Raw genomic sequence first — 13,776 nt, 5'->3', positions numbered from 1 at the left:
GTTTGAGACTCAATATTTGAGTTGAGAAACGAAAAGCGCAATCAGAACTCTTTATTCATCTTCTGTAAGCAAGCAAACAAGATCGCTTGATGCTCAGGTTCGATATTGCGCGTTAAGTCTTGAACCAAATCTAAATGCAGCTGATTGTGATGACGGTGAATCTCTTCACCCGCTGGCGTAAGCTTTACTACGATAGCGCGACGATCTTCTGGATGCGGACAGCGCTCAATAAGCTCCGCTTTCACCAGTTTCTCAATTTGAACCGTTAACGTGCCTGTCGTAATCCCAAGCTTTTCCGCCAGTTCTTTCATACGCAACGCACCATGCCCACCCAGTACTTCAATCGTGTGGATTTGAGCTAGTGAGTAACCCGTGCCTTTTACTACAGATTGCTCCCAAGAAGACATTTTGTCATAGAACTCGGTAAGCGTTTGATTCAGCTTTTCTAATTCGCGCATCACTCAGTCGTTTGAACTTCCAAAGTTAGGTGGTGAATCTTATCAAATTTACTCAATAATTGCTTAAATTCATCCAGCGTTTTGTTGCTATGATTTTTAAGCGCGATAGCCGCAGAATAATGATGACCACTCACCTTCCAGATGTGTAAATCAACAATCTCGGCATAAGGAGTAAGTGTTTCAGTAATCTCATCTCGGTATGACTTGTTGATGCTCTCATCCAACAAGACTGGTGCGGTTTGTTTCATTAAACCCAAGGTCCACTTACCAATCACAACGGCACCAACAATCCCCATCATGGCATCTAACCAAACCCAGCCGTAAAACTTACCGACAATCAACGCGACAATCGCAAGTAGAGAGGTCAGCGTATCCGCTAACACGTGGAAGTACGCAGCAGTTAGGTTGTGGTCGTGATGATGTTCGTGCTCATGATCGTGAGAATGGTGATCATGATGGTCATGCCCATGATGATGGTGATCTTGCAGAAGCAGCATGCTCGCAAGGTTCACCACTAAACCAATCACCGCCACCATAATAGCTTCGTTAAACTGAATGCTTTCTGGGTTGAAGAGACGATGAATCGACTCGACCATCATCATCAATGCCACAATCCCCAACGCAATGGCACTGGTAAAACCGCCGAGCACACTCACCTTACCCGTACCAAATGAGAAGCGGTCATTATGGGCATTTTGTTTCGCGTAGCGGTAAGCAAACAAGGTGATACAAAATGCCGCTGCGTGTGTACCCATATGCCAACCATCTGCGAGCAATGCCATTGAACCAAACATGGTCCCGGCAGCAATCTCCACCACCATGGTGGTCACGGTTAGGATCAATACGTAGAGCGTGCGTTTTTCACCCTTTTGGTTGTGAGAAACGAAATCATGTGAATGTTGCGATACAGCCATTGCGACACTTACCTTCCAATTTTAGTTTGATTATCAAATTATTTGATTTTAACTTAGTTTGACCATCAAACAATGTCAACCTAGGAAGGGAATTTGATCAAAGGGAAGTTTTAAAAAGAGTCTTACTCAGTATAAAAAAACACAAACGAGCTAAAGCACTCAGGTTCACCAGAGAAGCCTAAGTGATTTTGCAGAAAGTGATGTTTTTAAGTTGAGCGAGAGAACTAGCGCTCAGCTAATCGACGGGTATCTTCATCGATGATCGCTCGAAGCGCTTTGGTCAGATCATCAAAGTCCGTGTGCTTTTTGCCGTATTCCAGATTAAAGGCGTAATTGAAATCGGTAGGGTTATCGCCTTGAGTGTGCTGCAGAATGGTTTCCAATTTATCCAACGCTTTGGTGAGTCGAGCTTCTGCGGTAGTAGCACTGTCGTATTCCAACCATAGCTCCAGCAGATCCTTTTGCAGAGAAGCGTCTAACGGAGCGATGAGTTGCTTCAAATCCGCCAGTTCTAGTGCGCTTTTATCCAGCCCATAGTGTTGCTCCAACGCCGAAATGTCACCGCTGACCGCTTCTGCCAAGTCATGAACAACACAGAGTTTTAGCACTTTCAAGCTATCCAAATGTGGATAATGTTCTGCTACCAGCATGGCAAGTAAGCATAATCGCCACGTGTGCTCAGCAGTACTTTCATGGCGACCAGAAGACGTCCATGCGGTGCGTAAGGTGCTTTTGAGCTGCTCAGCCTCGCGCAAAAAAGTAAGAATGCCAGGTAGCTTGTCGATCATATCAGTGCTCATGTTTCAATGTTTTCAAGAAGAGTAACGGATCGGGCTGAATCGGAAAAGCACAAACGACAGGGAGAAAACAGGAAGTGATTAGAAACATAGAAGAAGACTCAGACACTCATATTGAGAATGCCTGAGCCTATAGATCACGCCAATTCGCAAGAAAGCAGTTTGGCTTCAAAGTGCTCATCAATGCAGTCGGCAATCAGTTCAATTCGGCTTTCAGCACAGTCATCCAACTCCACTTCCTGTAGCCCATCTGGCGTTAGGTTGTAGCCATAAATGCCATCACCAGTAATAAACACCGCTTTCATGCGCTCCACTTCCAGCTCAACCAACAGAGGAATCAGCTTGCGGCGATCGAACACTTTCTCAGGTGAAAAGCGCCAACCGACACTCTGGAAACCTTCGCCTGAATTGGTCGCTTTGAGCATACCACTCTCAGGCATTGGCATGTCTGAAGCCAAAGGCTTGTCACTCGCATGATGGTGGTGATGCGGGGGATGTTCATGAATGGTGGTCTCACCTTCAAATTCAGCGAACGGAATCACCCCATGCTGAGCAAAAACCACTTTGGTATTTGGGCGCCCAACTTGCGCCACGTAAGCTTCTAGCTTCTGGGTGTCTCCCTCTTGATACAAATCGAGCTTGTTACCCACCACTGTATCGGCAATCGCAATTTGTTGGTTGAACGTGTCATGCTGTGTATAGCGCTCATCCGCAAGCTTACGCGCGTCGACCAAAGTGATGTTCTTTTGTAGCGAAAGCACTTGGCGATAATGATCTGTCGACAACACTTGCAGCACTTCTTTCGGGTGGCCAAGCCCAGTAGGCTCAATCAGCAGACGGTCTGGCTTTGCTTCATTAAGCAGTTGGTTTAAGGCGATTTGCATTGGCAACCCCGCCGCGCAGCACATGCAGCCGCCGGGTACTTCGCGAATAAACACTTGTTGCTCTTCGCTTTGTTGCCCCTGAACCAAGCTACCATCAACGCCGATTTCACCAAACTCATTCACTAATACCGCCCAGCGCTCGTTCTCTGGCTTATTCGCCATTAAATTCAAAATCGCTGAGGTCTTTCCTACACCAAGAAACCCCGTAATCATGTTGGTAGGAACACCAAGTATGGGTTGGCTCTCAGAGCTCATTGGCAATTCTCCTGTAACCTTGCACCAGTTCGTGGTTTGCTGAAACCACAGACTCTGAAAACGCCGAGTACTCAGGTGGCACTTTCGAGATGCTATTCAAATCAAAGTCAGCACCAATATTCGTCATTGGCGGAACATGGAAATTCTCTGGCAAGTCTAGACCATCTACCACACAGTTATGGCGAATAACACAACCCTTCCCAATCACAGCATTAAATACCACCGAGTTAAAACCAATGAACACATCATCGCTAACTTCACACGGACCATGAATAATTGATCGGTGTGCAATGGAAGAGCGCTCACCAATGGTCACGGCAGCGCCTGCCTTTGAGTGAATGACCACGCCATCTTGAATGTTGGTATCGCGCTTGATGACAATGGCTTCCATATCGCCTTGCTCGTTCACCTCATCAGCACGAATCACCGCGTAAGGACCAATAAAAACGTTATCTTCAATGATCACTTTGCCACAGATGATTGCAGTCGGATCGATGAAGGCTGTTTCCGACACTTCGGGCATGTGACCTGTGGGATTTCTTCTTAACATATTGAATTCTCTTTATTTGATGCCGAAAAGACACTCAAGTTACGACAACTATACTTCTACAAATAAAGCCCGATGAAAGCGGATAAATGTAAGCTTTCGAAAATAAACTGAGCTTTCAAATAATCTAAGTTTTTGAAAAACTTGAGTCTTAGCGATCAAATACCAATCGCATAGCATGTGCTGCCTGCTCATTGACTTGTTGGTCGACATACACCAACCCACCGTTGACCCAAGTTTTCTTGATTTGTGAGGAGAACTGATGGCCAGCAAAAGGCGACCAACCACAGTGGTACAAGCTATTGTCATTGGTGACTAAAGTCGGCATTTTTGTATCCACCAGCACCAAATCAGCGAAATACCCTTCACGGATAAAGCCACGTTGCTCAATACCGTAGCGGATGGCTGGGTTATGTGCCGTCTTTTGAACCACTTGCTCCATCGTCATATGTCCGCGAGCGACTTGATCAAATAAAGACAATAGTGCGTGCTGTACCAAAGGTAACCCCGCTGGCGCTTGTTCGTAAGGCACCTGTTTTTCTTCCCTCGTGTGGGGGGCGTGGTCTGTCGCGATAATGTCAATTTGACCTGTATTAAGTGCTTTTAGAATAGCCTCACGGTCACTTGGGTATTTCACCGCTGGGTTACATTTGATTTGGTTACCACGCTCTGCGTAATCTTCATTGCTAAACCACAGGTGATGAACGCAAGCTTCAGCGGTAATGTTTTTGTTCTCGATTGGACCTGCATCAAACAGTGCTAACTCTTTTGCCGTTGTAATGTGCAGAACATGCAACTGACTGTTGTACTTCTTAGCCAGTTCTACCGCATAAGAAGAGGACGCATAGCACGCTTCGTCATCACGCAGTATCGGATGATCTTCAATGGTGAATTCCGACTTCTCTTTGAGTAGTCGCTGTTTGTTTTGCGCAATCACAGGTCCACTTTCACAGTGCGTTACGATGAGCACCGGTGAATCACGGAAAATTTCCTCCAAGGCTTGAGGTGCTTCCACCAACAAATCCCCCGTCGAAGCCCCCATAAAAACCTTCACGCCACAATGTCTCTTTGGATCAAGCTGTTTGATTTGCTCAAGGTTGTCTTCGGTCGCACCAAGATAGAAAGAGTAGTTCGCGAGGGAGCTCTGCTCGGCAATGGAGAATTTGCTTTCTAACGCTTCGATGGTCGTCGTGGCAGGGTTTACGTTCGGCATTTCCATATAGCTTGTGATACCACCTGCAACCGCTGCACGGGATTCTGTTGCAATCGAACCTTTGTGCGTTAAACCCGGCTCACGAAAGTGTACTTGGTCGTCTATCATACCGGGGATTAGATGGCATCCTTTAGCATCAATCACCGTGTCTTCCGGTTTTGAGGCGATATCGGTCGAGATAGCTTCAATTCGCTGATCGACAATTCGTAAATCGGTCTCGGTAATGGTTCCTTCGTTGACGACAAGGGCGTTTTTAATCAGTGTTGCTGGCATAGCGGTTCAGAACTCCTTGCTGATGATGCTAATAATGGGAAAGGATAAACGTCGTAAAGTGGCAGTGATGAAGACGACAATAAGTGGACATTCAAAAACACTTACTGGGATTTCGCACAGTCATCACAAACACAATTGATCTCTAGTTGAGGGCTGACAACGGTGAAGCCTTCTTCTTTTGCATGGGATTGCAGACCGTGAATCAAGCTTGGGTCGATGGCTTGCTCGCTAATTTTGTTGCATTTGGAGCAGATGAGAAATTGAGGAACGCCATGTTCGTGCTCGCATAGGATATGGGAGCAGACGATGTATTTATTAGAAACTTTAAGCTTGTGAGCCAAGTGCTCACCTTCAAGAAAATCCAAGATTCGATACACCGACATTGCCTGAATATTTTGTTCAAAATGGGCTTTGCAATAATCCACCAACTCATAAGCTGACAAGGCTCTATCGGCATGGACCAACGCTTTCAACACCAGTTTTCTCTTGGAAGTTAATTGCTTTCCTTGAGCTTTAAAGCTCACCTCAACATGCTTAATAATGGCGTCAATATCGCTCATTTTCACCTCACACAAGACACACGCTACCTTATAATAATTTTGATTATTGTTATGTTATAACATAAAAAATAGATTCATCAAGGTAAGGTCAAAGTGAACGCGACTTGGGTATACGCATTAGATCCGTTACTCTAATTAGTTCGTATCCAAATCAGAATAATCGAAACGGATGGCTAGGATGGAACATGTTGGTTCTCGAGCGTTGATTGTAGAAGGCGGCGCGATGCGTGGGGTGTTCTCCTGCGGCATACTCGATCACTTTATGGCACAAGATTTCTCCCCTTTTGACAGCTTTTGGGGTGTCTCGGCGGGCGCAAGTAACTTAGCGGCTTACCTTGCTAAAATGCCGGGCAGAAACCTCAAAATCTATCTCGACTACAGTCTACGAAAAGAATTTATCTCCCCCACTCAACTCGTACGCGGTGGCGATATGATGGATTTAGATTGGATGTGGGACGTCACGCTTAAAGAGTTGGGCATTGATCGAGCCGTACTCTCTGCCGATCCTCGACCATTCTTTTTAGGTGTCACACGACAAGACAACGGACAACCAGAATACCTAACACCTTCCGTAGAAATGTTGGCGGAAACCATGAAAGCCAGCAGCGCCTTACCAATCATGTACCGCAATGGTGTGCCATTAGATGGCGTAAGGTATGTGGATGGTGGTGTAGCGGATGCAATCCCTATTGCCGAAGCCATCAAACGCGGTGCAACCAAAATCATGGTGCTACGAAGCCGCCCTGCCAGCTATCGCAAATCCAAGCCTAAGTTTGAAAAGCTAACTTCACGTTTACTGAAAGATCATCCAGCGTTAATCGAGCCAATGCTCACGCGCCATATTCGTTACAACCAGAGTCTGGAACTGATAGAGAACCCGCCAGTTGGCGTTGAGATCATCCAAATCTGTCCACCAGAAGGCTTTAAGTTAAAGCGTTTAAGCCGCTCGCCAGAACCTTTACGTCAAGCTTATGAGCTGGGTGTGGAATGTGGTCCACAAGCCATTGAACGATGGGAGCAAAGCTAAACAGAGAGCAAAAAGCTCACTGCCCTCGTGAAAGACAAAAAAAGCCACACCCAATTGGTGTGGCTGATGCAAATTCGATGGCAGTGGATATCGTCTTTGCTTGCGTATGAGCCCAATAAACGGACTCCAAATCACTTAGTGTTTTTCTCTCGAACTGTAACTCCAAGAGTTGGCGTCAAGGCTTGGTGCCAAGCAACGGTATTGGGTGCCTTAATAAGTTTCAAATACACCAGAATTGTAGTCTTGAATCGCTTGTTCAATTTCGTCGATACTGTTCATCACAAATGGACCATAATGCACAACAGGTTCATTAATCGGTTCGCCAATAAAGAGCAGTACTCCGCTAGCGTCATTGGCTTGCAGCTCTACCCACTCACCTTGCGAAAGTAGTGCCATCTCACCTTGCATGACCACGCGCTCGCCCACCTTAATACTTCCTTTATAAGCATAGGTCATCATATTGTGATGTTTCGGTGTCATTAATGTCATTGTCGCACCTGGATGCGATTGCCAATCAGCAACCGTCACTGGTACACCCGTTTTACTTAGCGGTCCTTTGACAACCTCATCGCCGATGCTTAACTCGCCAGAAATAACACGAACCAAACCATGGGACTCTGCGCGATGCTCGGTAATAGTTTCCGGTTGGAAGTCGTGATATTGCGCCGGAGACATCTTGTCTCGTGCAGGTTGGTTAATCCAAATTTGGAAACCGTGCAGCTCGCCGTCTTCCATGATTGGCATTTCACTGTGAATCACACCACGACCAGCAGCCATCCATTGCGCACCGCCAGAACGAAGCTCACCAATGTTTTCCATATGGTCACGATGTTGGAAATGACCGGTGAGCATATAAGTTAGTGTTTCAATGCCCCGATGTGGATGTGGAGGGAAACCACCCACATAATCTGCACGTTGGTCTGATTTAAGCTCATCGACCATCAAGAATGGTGAAAAGCTCGTGTTATTGAATCCGGCTACGCGACGAATTTTAACCCCATCACCATCTGCGGTTGCATGCGATGGAATGATCTGACGAATCTCTCTCACTGTGCTCATAATATTGCCTCCCTTATTGGTATGGACTCATTGTAGGAAGGGGGATGCCAAATCATGAGGGGATGAAATTGTTCTACTCCATCAGTTTTTTCGAACGAAAAGAATTTGAAAAATAAATGTAGCTATTTTTTAAACACCCTGTATAGTGGTGGCTGGCTCTAGAAAAGAGCTGTTAATGCTACATTTAGTTTAAGTTCCCTCTCAGTAACACCCTGAATCCTTGATTCAGACTCCTGCGTAAAACTTCCTCTTGATTGCACATTCAATAGCTTAAAAAAGATCCATCACAATTCGTATATTATTGTTTAATTTCAGAGGTTTTTATGTCTGGTAAAGTAACTGGTTCAGTAAAATGGTTTAACGAAACTAAAGGCTTTGGTTTCCTAACTCAAGACAACGGCGGTCAAGATGTATTCGTACACTTCAACGCAATCGTTGCTGACGGTTTCAAAACTTTGACTGAAGGTCAGAAAGTAAGCTTCAATGTAGAAGAAGGTAAAAAAGGTCCTCAAGCGACTGAAGTTACTCCTCTATAAGATAGCTTTTCTTGGTGCAGCATTTCCTCGCTGCACCAAACTCTCTCCCCCTTCAAAAAATTCCTCAAACTTAATATTTAGCAATTAAATTTTGCTTGGTTTTCTGCTGCCTAAAATATACCCAAGTAACCTCGAGATGCTAAGTTCAGCGAGAATGACTTGGTTTGTAGACGCGGCGGATACGATATCCATCGTTGGAACACTAGATCTATCGAACCCGATAGCCATCGTTGGTATTTCACTTACTTAAAATTAGGAAAAATTATGTCTAGAAGAACAGGTCGTCAAAGACACTGGTACCAATTATTGAATAAAGAAAAGATCACCAAAAAACAGGAGAATAAATGATAGAGATTGAATTCCGTTTAAAACAACCCGACATCTCTTGGAACGCCAAAATTCATCAACTCAATAGTGATATTTTAAGGCGCCATATATTGCCAAAACTCCAATCTGCTTGTTATCTCATTGATTTTAAATACTGTGAGAAAACCTACTCCGGAGACATTCTGTGTGACTCAGGTTCAAAGCTAGGAAGTTTTATTATTAAATAAATCAATTTTCGTGCATTAATGAATAATGCGGATATTTAGGAAGAATTTCCAAAGGAAAAATCATGGCAAAGAAAAGCAAGAAGCAAATTGAGCAAGAAAAGAAAGAGTCCGAGCAAAACGCCGCAGCGATTAAACAACAAACGCGCCGCCGAATTGAGGACATCATGGAGCAAAGAGAATTTGATAAAATGTTCGAACTATAAATACATTCCATTTTCTTTTCTCTACTCTTCTCATCTAAAATATCGACGTGCAAGGTATCGCCACCCCTCTTCTCAGTTCACAATGAGCAACGCACATTAAATTCGATATGACTCCCAATGTTTCTCGCATGGTGTGGTTCAGTATTAGCCACTGAATATTCGACGCTCAGCAAGGTGTGTGCTGACAACGAAGCCATCATGCGATGAATCACAGCCTCGATACAATCTCCATCGCTCAATTAAACCAACACTTTTTTGCCTTTCCGTTCTCCGTTCTCCGTTCTCCGTTCTCCGTTCTCCGTTCTCCACAAATAACAATTTCATCAACGACTCTAGCCAAGCTTCAATTTTTGCGTATAATCGCAACCGTTTGCTTCGTATAACCCCAATGATATGGTTTGGGGGTCTCTACCAGCTCCCGCAAAGTGCTGATTACGAAGAGTCGAGATCACTGTGGATCTTACTCTTTGTAATGGCGTTCGATTTTTCTCAATCTATACCTATCCTTAGAGTAATTGCATCCACAACAACCATAAGAAAAAGTGGGAGTTTATTATGAACGCATTTATTCAAGGTCTTCCAAAGGTAGAGTTACACTTACATATCGAAGGTTCGCTAGAGCCAGAACTGTTGTTTGAACTGGCACAACGTAACAACATAGACATTCCATACGAATCGCCACAGGCACTGCGCAAAGCGTACGAATTCGAAGATTTACAGTCTTTCCTAGATATCTATTATCAAGGTGCTAACGCGCTGCGTACAGAACAAGATTTCTATGATTTGACTTGGGCATACCTAGAGCGCTGCAAAGCCGACAACGTCATCCATACTGAGATCTTCTTTGACCCACAGACCCACACCGACCGTGGCATTGAGTTTGAAACGGTCATCAACGGTATTCACCGAGCAATGCAAGATGGTAACGAGCAGCTAGGTATTACGTCTCAAATTATCGCATGCTTCTTGCGTCACCTATCGGAAGAAAGCGCCATTGAAACGCTGCAATCAATCATCAAACATCAAGACAAAATCATCGGTGTAGGTTTGGACTCTTCAGAACTCGGTCACCCGCCAGAGAAATTCAAACGCGCTTTCCAACAAGCAAAAGCAGCAGGCCTATTGACGGTAGCACACGCGGGTGAAGAGGGTCCGGCGCAAAACATCATTGACTCTGTTGAGATGCTTAGCGTTAGTCGTGTGGACCATGGCGTTCGCTGTGTTGAAGATGCTTCATTGGTAGATGCGCTTATCGAAAGTAAAATGCCACTAACGGTGTGCCCGTTGTCGAACATTAAGCTTTGCGTGTTTGATGAAATGGAGCAGCACAACATTGTCGATTTGCTACGTAAAGGTGTCGCGGTAACCATTAACTCGGATGATCCGGCGTACTTTGGCGGCTATATGACGGATAACTTTAAAGCGGTCAGCGATGCTCATCCAATGACGAAATCAGAACTGGCTCAGTTTACGGTTAATGCAATCAACGCCAGTTTCATTGATGAAGCGCTTAAAGCGAAATACCGTACTCAAGTCGCGAACTACTTGGCAAGCCACTAAATATTAGCGCTAGTTGACTAGGGTTTGTTGACTTTTTTAGCAGATTCTCGCCGAGAAAGAACAACAAACCCTAGCTCTTGGTCACGACGCTACGCTTAAACTGGTTTTGACACAATTTCTTCCTGAATTCTTGGCAAGATAAAGCGCCTTATCAGCGCAGGCAACCAGTTCATCGAAGTTTTGCCCAACTTCTAACGTTGCAACACCCGCGCTAAATGTCATGCACGTCACGGGCGAAAAGTTCTCCTGTTTCATTTTCTCTTGTAAGTTGAGAGCGATTTGCTCGCCTTGCTCAATCGATGTATCTCTCAGTAGAATGACAAACTCTTCCCCGCCCCATCTTGCAATAAGATCTTGTTTTCTCACATTGTTACTCAGGAAATCGGCTATATGCATTAGCACTTGGTCACCCACATCGTGCCCAAAGGTGTCATTCACCACTTTAAAATAGTCAAGATCAATAAGAATCAGAGAAGTAGAGTGAAAAGGTATCGTCTTATTGGTCAATTCTTGATGTACTTGGTTAATTAAAGCTCGTCGATTGAATAAGTTCGTCAATGGGTCATACATGGCTAACCAAGTTAACTTCTGATTATTTTCGTTGAGTAATTTCACAGACATCGCGAGGTCGTGATTGGCATCGTTCAGCTCGTTAGTTCTGCTCGCCACAACATCTTCCAAGTTTCGATTATGCTGTTGAATCTCTTCTATGGTGTTTTTAAATGCGTTAGACAATTGCCCAATTTCATCCAAAGAGTTTTGCCCAGCAAATTCGGTGTAGTGACTGCTGACCGAATTTTTAACGTCCTGCGTTAACTCCACAATCGGTAACGTCACAGAGTTGGTCAGATAGATGATAATCGGTAGAAAAACGATGATTACCACCGATAAGGTAATGGTGACGTCTTCTACTAGTGCTTTGATATCAAGGAATATGTCTGACTCTTCCGTTGTGACAAACAACGTCCAACCCGGCAGACTATCAATGGCAGAAAAGGTAACGATCTTGGATTCACCCACATTCTCATCATAATAATGTCCGTAGCCGATATCGTGCTGTCGTGTTTGCAAGGCAATATTCCCAAAGCCTTCAAAACCGATACTGTCAGAATCAAAGATATTTGCCGCTAAAATAAGCGTGTTATTTGGGTGGGAGACCACATTTCCGTAATTGTCGGCAATCCATGCATAACTACTGTTTCCAAGTTTGACTTTGGACAGTCTCTTACTCAAATAGTCAATAGAGATGGATACTCCAACAATACCACTCCACTCATTTTGTGAATTAAAAACAGGGACACCCAATGCAATCAACGGCTCTCCTGTCACCAAACCAATGTGCGGCTTAGTGACATGGTATTTTGCCTGTTGCCAGTTAACATCCTCAGTTATGTCTGCCAGCGTCACTTTGGTTCTGCGACCTTGGTAATCGACCAAGTTCCATTCATTGTCGACGAACAAAGTATTGACCACCGCATGTTTCGACATGCTTTGCAGCCATTTCAGTTCTTCAATAATGAATGGAACATCACCATGCTGAACCCTTTGATGCCCACTGATGGTTTGAAGTGAGGCGACGTTTCTTTGTAGCTCTTGGCTAATCACATCAGAATGGAGGTTTGAAACTTGAATCGAGTTTTTCAAGGCAACACTAAACACACGTTGCTGCTCTTTAAAATAAAGGGCACCAAACAAAATCAAAACAAAGCAAATCGTCATCAAGGTATAGATGACAATGAACTTAGTTCGAATGCTCGTGAAAAAAAACCGACTTCCCTGCACAAAAGCCCCAGTGATATTGAGGAATATATTTACAGTCTAGTGTCTCATTAAAGAACCATCCATACGGTATAGTGAAAATATTCACTTTAATCTAATGATTTTCGGTAAATTTCTCAGCGGCTAATAAACACTGCTCTCTCAACCACTGATGACTAGGATCATTTGTGCGAGAAGAATGCCAATACATGGCGACATCAATTGGATCTTTCATGAAGTCTGCTTTTAGCTCTTTGAGCTGATAGAGGTCGCAATACTGCTTCAGCAAGGTTTGTGGCATCAGAGCGAGATAATCACAACGCTGCACAACCGGCAATACTTCAATAATGCTACTCGCCTGCCATGCCACATCACGTTGACCTAAGAGTTTTTCATCCTTGATTCCTCGACCAATTAGGTAACCATTTTGTTGATTGAACTGAGACAAAGTGACGTGCTTTTCATTGAGGTACTCTTTGACACTGATCCTGTTGCCCGTTAAGCGAGGATGATCTTTGCGACACACCACGGTCAACTTATCAGACATCAATACTTTAGAACGTAAATGTGGGTGCAGATTAGTGTGAGCCTCTATCACCAAGTCACACTGCTGGGTTCTCAGTAGGTTCGTCAAATCCATGGTGTATAACGGTTCAATGCGTGTGCTGGCTTTTGGCGCTCTCTCACTGATCAAAGCGGAAAGTTCAGGAAGAAGAGTAAAACCGAACACACTAAGGGAAGAGATCACAAAACGCTTATCGCACTCAGCAGGATCAAACCGAGTATGTTCTGGCAGCATATATGCGATGCTCTCTACTGCACTCGCTAATGTCGGGTAGATATCAACTGCAAACGCCGTTGGTGCAACGCCATGGCTTTCACGAATGAATAACGCATCCTTAAACACCTCACGAAGCCTGACTACCGCTTGGCTGACCGCAGATTGACTCACACCCAGACGTTGCGCCGCTTTGGTGTAACTCTTCTCTTCCACAATCGCCACAAAGGTCGGGATAAGACTGTAATCTGAGTGCTTCATAGATTATGTGTTCTCTAATATTTCCATGCTGACATGAGCTTAACTTATATCATATATCACTCAACTTATGGCGTTTTTTCATACAATTCCGCGCATGTGATTACAAAAGACAAAACAATAATCACGCGCTCAACGTTTT

Annotated in this window: 15 protein-coding genes and 1 riboswitch; of the genes, 5 read left to right on the top strand and 10 right to left on the bottom strand. The window is 44.5% G+C overall.

Annotated features, from left to right (window positions below; translation table 11 throughout):
• Positions 1–41 precede the first annotated feature (41 nt).
• The 7 genes from OH459_RS05975 to OH459_RS05945 form a co-directional block, all read right to left on the bottom strand.
• Complete coding sequence (locus OH459_RS05975; protein WP_009697065.1) at positions 42–458, bottom strand: MarR family winged helix-turn-helix transcriptional regulator; 417 nt, start codon at positions 456–458, stop codon at positions 42–44.
• Positions 458–1,372 carry a CDF family Co(II)/Ni(II) efflux transporter DmeF gene (gene dmeF / locus OH459_RS05970; RefSeq protein ID WP_005452657.1) on the bottom strand — a complete coding sequence of 305 codons (915 nt, stop codon included), beginning with the start codon at positions 1,370–1,372 and terminating at the stop codon, positions 458–460. The genes OH459_RS05975 and dmeF overlap by 1 nt, the downstream gene beginning before the upstream one ends.
• Before the next feature lie 224 nt (positions 1,373–1,596).
• Positions 1,597–2,160, bottom strand: a complete 564-nt coding sequence (locus OH459_RS05965) for an HD domain-containing protein (protein WP_038897835.1) — start codon at positions 2,158–2,160, stop codon at positions 1,597–1,599.
• A 146-nt stretch (positions 2,161–2,306) separates the two neighbouring features.
• Positions 2,307–3,308 carry a CobW family GTP-binding protein gene (locus tag OH459_RS05960; protein ID WP_199449671.1) on the bottom strand — a complete coding sequence of 334 codons (1,002 nt, stop codon included), beginning with the start codon at positions 3,306–3,308 and terminating at the stop codon, positions 2,307–2,309.
• Complete coding sequence (locus OH459_RS05955) at positions 3,298–3,858, bottom strand: carbonate dehydratase (RefSeq protein ID WP_005426373.1); 561 nt, start codon at positions 3,856–3,858, stop codon at positions 3,298–3,300. The genes OH459_RS05960 and OH459_RS05955 overlap by 11 nt, the downstream gene beginning before the upstream one ends.
• Positions 3,859–4,006: 148 nt before the next feature.
• On the bottom strand, positions 4,007–5,341 hold the full coding sequence (locus OH459_RS05950; protein WP_239968819.1) for a dihydroorotase: 1,335 nt from the start codon (positions 5,339–5,341) through the stop codon (positions 4,007–4,009).
• Positions 5,342–5,442: 101 nt separating this feature from the next.
• Positions 5,443–5,901, bottom strand: coding sequence for a Fur family transcriptional regulator (locus OH459_RS05945; protein WP_005452672.1), 459 nt, complete (start codon positions 5,899–5,901; stop codon positions 5,443–5,445).
• Positions 5,902–6,079: 178 nt separating this feature from the next.
• On the opposite strand from OH459_RS05945, the gene OH459_RS05940 reads away from it, so the two are divergent.
• Positions 6,080–6,928 (top strand): patatin-like phospholipase family protein, encoded by an 849-nt coding sequence (locus OH459_RS05940; protein ID WP_005452674.1) that lies wholly within the window; start codon positions 6,080–6,082, stop codon positions 6,926–6,928.
• Between the two features lie 210 nt (positions 6,929–7,138).
• On the opposite strand, the gene OH459_RS05935 is transcribed toward OH459_RS05940, so the two are convergent.
• A complete protein-coding gene (locus OH459_RS05935) occupies positions 7,139–7,987 on the bottom strand; it encodes a pirin family protein (RefSeq protein ID WP_050921549.1) in 849 nt (282 codons plus the stop codon).
• A gap of 323 nt (positions 7,988–8,310) precedes the next feature.
• Here OH459_RS05935 and cspE point away from each other — a divergent pair, with 323 nt between their 5' ends.
• The 4 genes from cspE (at position 8,311) to OH459_RS05915 (ending at position 10,840) form a co-directional block, all read left to right on the top strand.
• The gene (gene cspE / locus OH459_RS05930; RefSeq protein ID WP_005452678.1) at positions 8,311–8,523 is read left to right on the top strand and encodes a transcription antiterminator/RNA stability regulator CspE; all 213 of its coding nucleotides are present in this window, start codon (positions 8,311–8,313) and stop codon (positions 8,521–8,523) included.
• Positions 8,524–8,867: 344 nt separating this feature from the next.
• Positions 8,868–9,077, top strand: coding sequence for a hypothetical protein (locus OH459_RS05925; RefSeq protein WP_005452681.1), 210 nt, complete (start codon positions 8,868–8,870; stop codon positions 9,075–9,077).
• Between the two features lie 62 nt (positions 9,078–9,139).
• On the top strand, positions 9,140–9,280 hold the full coding sequence (locus OH459_RS05920) for a hypothetical protein (protein WP_005452683.1): 141 nt from the start codon (positions 9,140–9,142) through the stop codon (positions 9,278–9,280).
• Positions 9,281–9,635: 355 nt separating this feature from the next.
• Positions 9,636–9,735, top strand: a riboswitch (purine riboswitch).
• A gap of 100 nt (positions 9,736–9,835) precedes the next feature.
• A complete protein-coding gene (locus OH459_RS05915) occupies positions 9,836–10,840 on the top strand; it encodes an adenosine deaminase (protein WP_050936311.1) in 1,005 nt (334 codons plus the stop codon).
• Between the two features lie 81 nt (positions 10,841–10,921).
• On the opposite strand, the gene OH459_RS05910 is transcribed toward OH459_RS05915, so the two are convergent.
• Together OH459_RS05910 and OH459_RS05905 are read right to left on the bottom strand one after the other, a co-directional pair.
• The gene (locus OH459_RS05910; RefSeq protein WP_050936312.1) at positions 10,922–12,559 is read right to left on the bottom strand and encodes a sensor domain-containing diguanylate cyclase; all 1,638 of its coding nucleotides are present in this window, start codon (positions 12,557–12,559) and stop codon (positions 10,922–10,924) included.
• Between the two features lie 154 nt (positions 12,560–12,713).
• The gene (locus OH459_RS05905) at positions 12,714–13,637 is read right to left on the bottom strand and encodes a LysR family transcriptional regulator (RefSeq protein ID WP_009697055.1); all 924 of its coding nucleotides are present in this window, start codon (positions 13,635–13,637) and stop codon (positions 12,714–12,716) included.
• Positions 13,638–13,776 lie beyond the last annotated feature (139 nt).

It is taken from the genome of Vibrio sp. MM46 (assembly GCF_027587135.1).
Taxonomy (GTDB): Bacteria; Pseudomonadota; Gammaproteobacteria; order Enterobacterales; family Vibrionaceae; genus Vibrio; species Vibrio harveyi.
This window is presented reverse-complemented; position numbering and strand designations above follow the sequence as displayed.

What these genes read in the sequence shown, in the direction of transcription:
- cspE (WP_005452678.1), top strand. Translation starts at nt 8,311, where the DNA reads ATGTCTGGTAAAGTAACTGGTTCAGTAAAATGGTTTAACGAAACTAAA.
- OH459_RS05960 (WP_199449671.1), bottom strand. Translation starts at nt 3,308, where the DNA reads ATGAGCTCTGAGAGCCAACCCATACTTGGTGTTCCTACCAACATGATT.
- OH459_RS05965 (WP_038897835.1), bottom strand. Translation starts at nt 2,160, where the DNA reads ATGATCGACAAGCTACCTGGCATTCTTACTTTTTTGCGCGAGGCTGAG.
- OH459_RS05945 (WP_005452672.1), bottom strand. Translation starts at nt 5,901, where the DNA reads ATGAGCGATATTGACGCCATTATTAAGCATGTTGAGGTGAGCTTTAAA.
- dmeF (WP_005452657.1), bottom strand. Translation starts at nt 1,372, where the DNA reads ATGGCTGTATCGCAACATTCACATGATTTCGTTTCTCACAACCAAAAG.
- OH459_RS05910 (WP_050936312.1), bottom strand. Translation starts at nt 12,559, where the DNA reads ATGACGATTTGCTTTGTTTTGATTTTGTTTGGTGCCCTTTATTTTAAA.
- OH459_RS05935 (WP_050921549.1), bottom strand. Translation starts at nt 7,987, where the DNA reads ATGAGCACAGTGAGAGAGATTCGTCAGATCATTCCATCGCATGCAACC.
- OH459_RS05920 (WP_005452683.1), top strand. Translation starts at nt 9,140, where the DNA reads ATGGCAAAGAAAAGCAAGAAGCAAATTGAGCAAGAAAAGAAAGAGTCC.
- OH459_RS05925 (WP_005452681.1), top strand. Translation starts at nt 8,868, where the DNA reads ATGATAGAGATTGAATTCCGTTTAAAACAACCCGACATCTCTTGGAAC.
- OH459_RS05950 (WP_239968819.1), bottom strand. Translation starts at nt 5,341, where the DNA reads ATGCCAGCAACACTGATTAAAAACGCCCTTGTCGTCAACGAAGGAACC.
- OH459_RS05955 (WP_005426373.1), bottom strand. Translation starts at nt 3,858, where the DNA reads ATGTTAAGAAGAAATCCCACAGGTCACATGCCCGAAGTGTCGGAAACA.
- OH459_RS05915 (WP_050936311.1), top strand. Translation starts at nt 9,836, where the DNA reads ATGAACGCATTTATTCAAGGTCTTCCAAAGGTAGAGTTACACTTACAT.
- OH459_RS05905 (WP_009697055.1), bottom strand. Translation starts at nt 13,637, where the DNA reads ATGAAGCACTCAGATTACAGTCTTATCCCGACCTTTGTGGCGATTGTG.
- OH459_RS05940 (WP_005452674.1), top strand. Translation starts at nt 6,080, where the DNA reads ATGGAACATGTTGGTTCTCGAGCGTTGATTGTAGAAGGCGGCGCGATG.
- OH459_RS05975 (WP_009697065.1), bottom strand. Translation starts at nt 458, where the DNA reads ATGCGCGAATTAGAAAAGCTGAATCAAACGCTTACCGAGTTCTATGAC.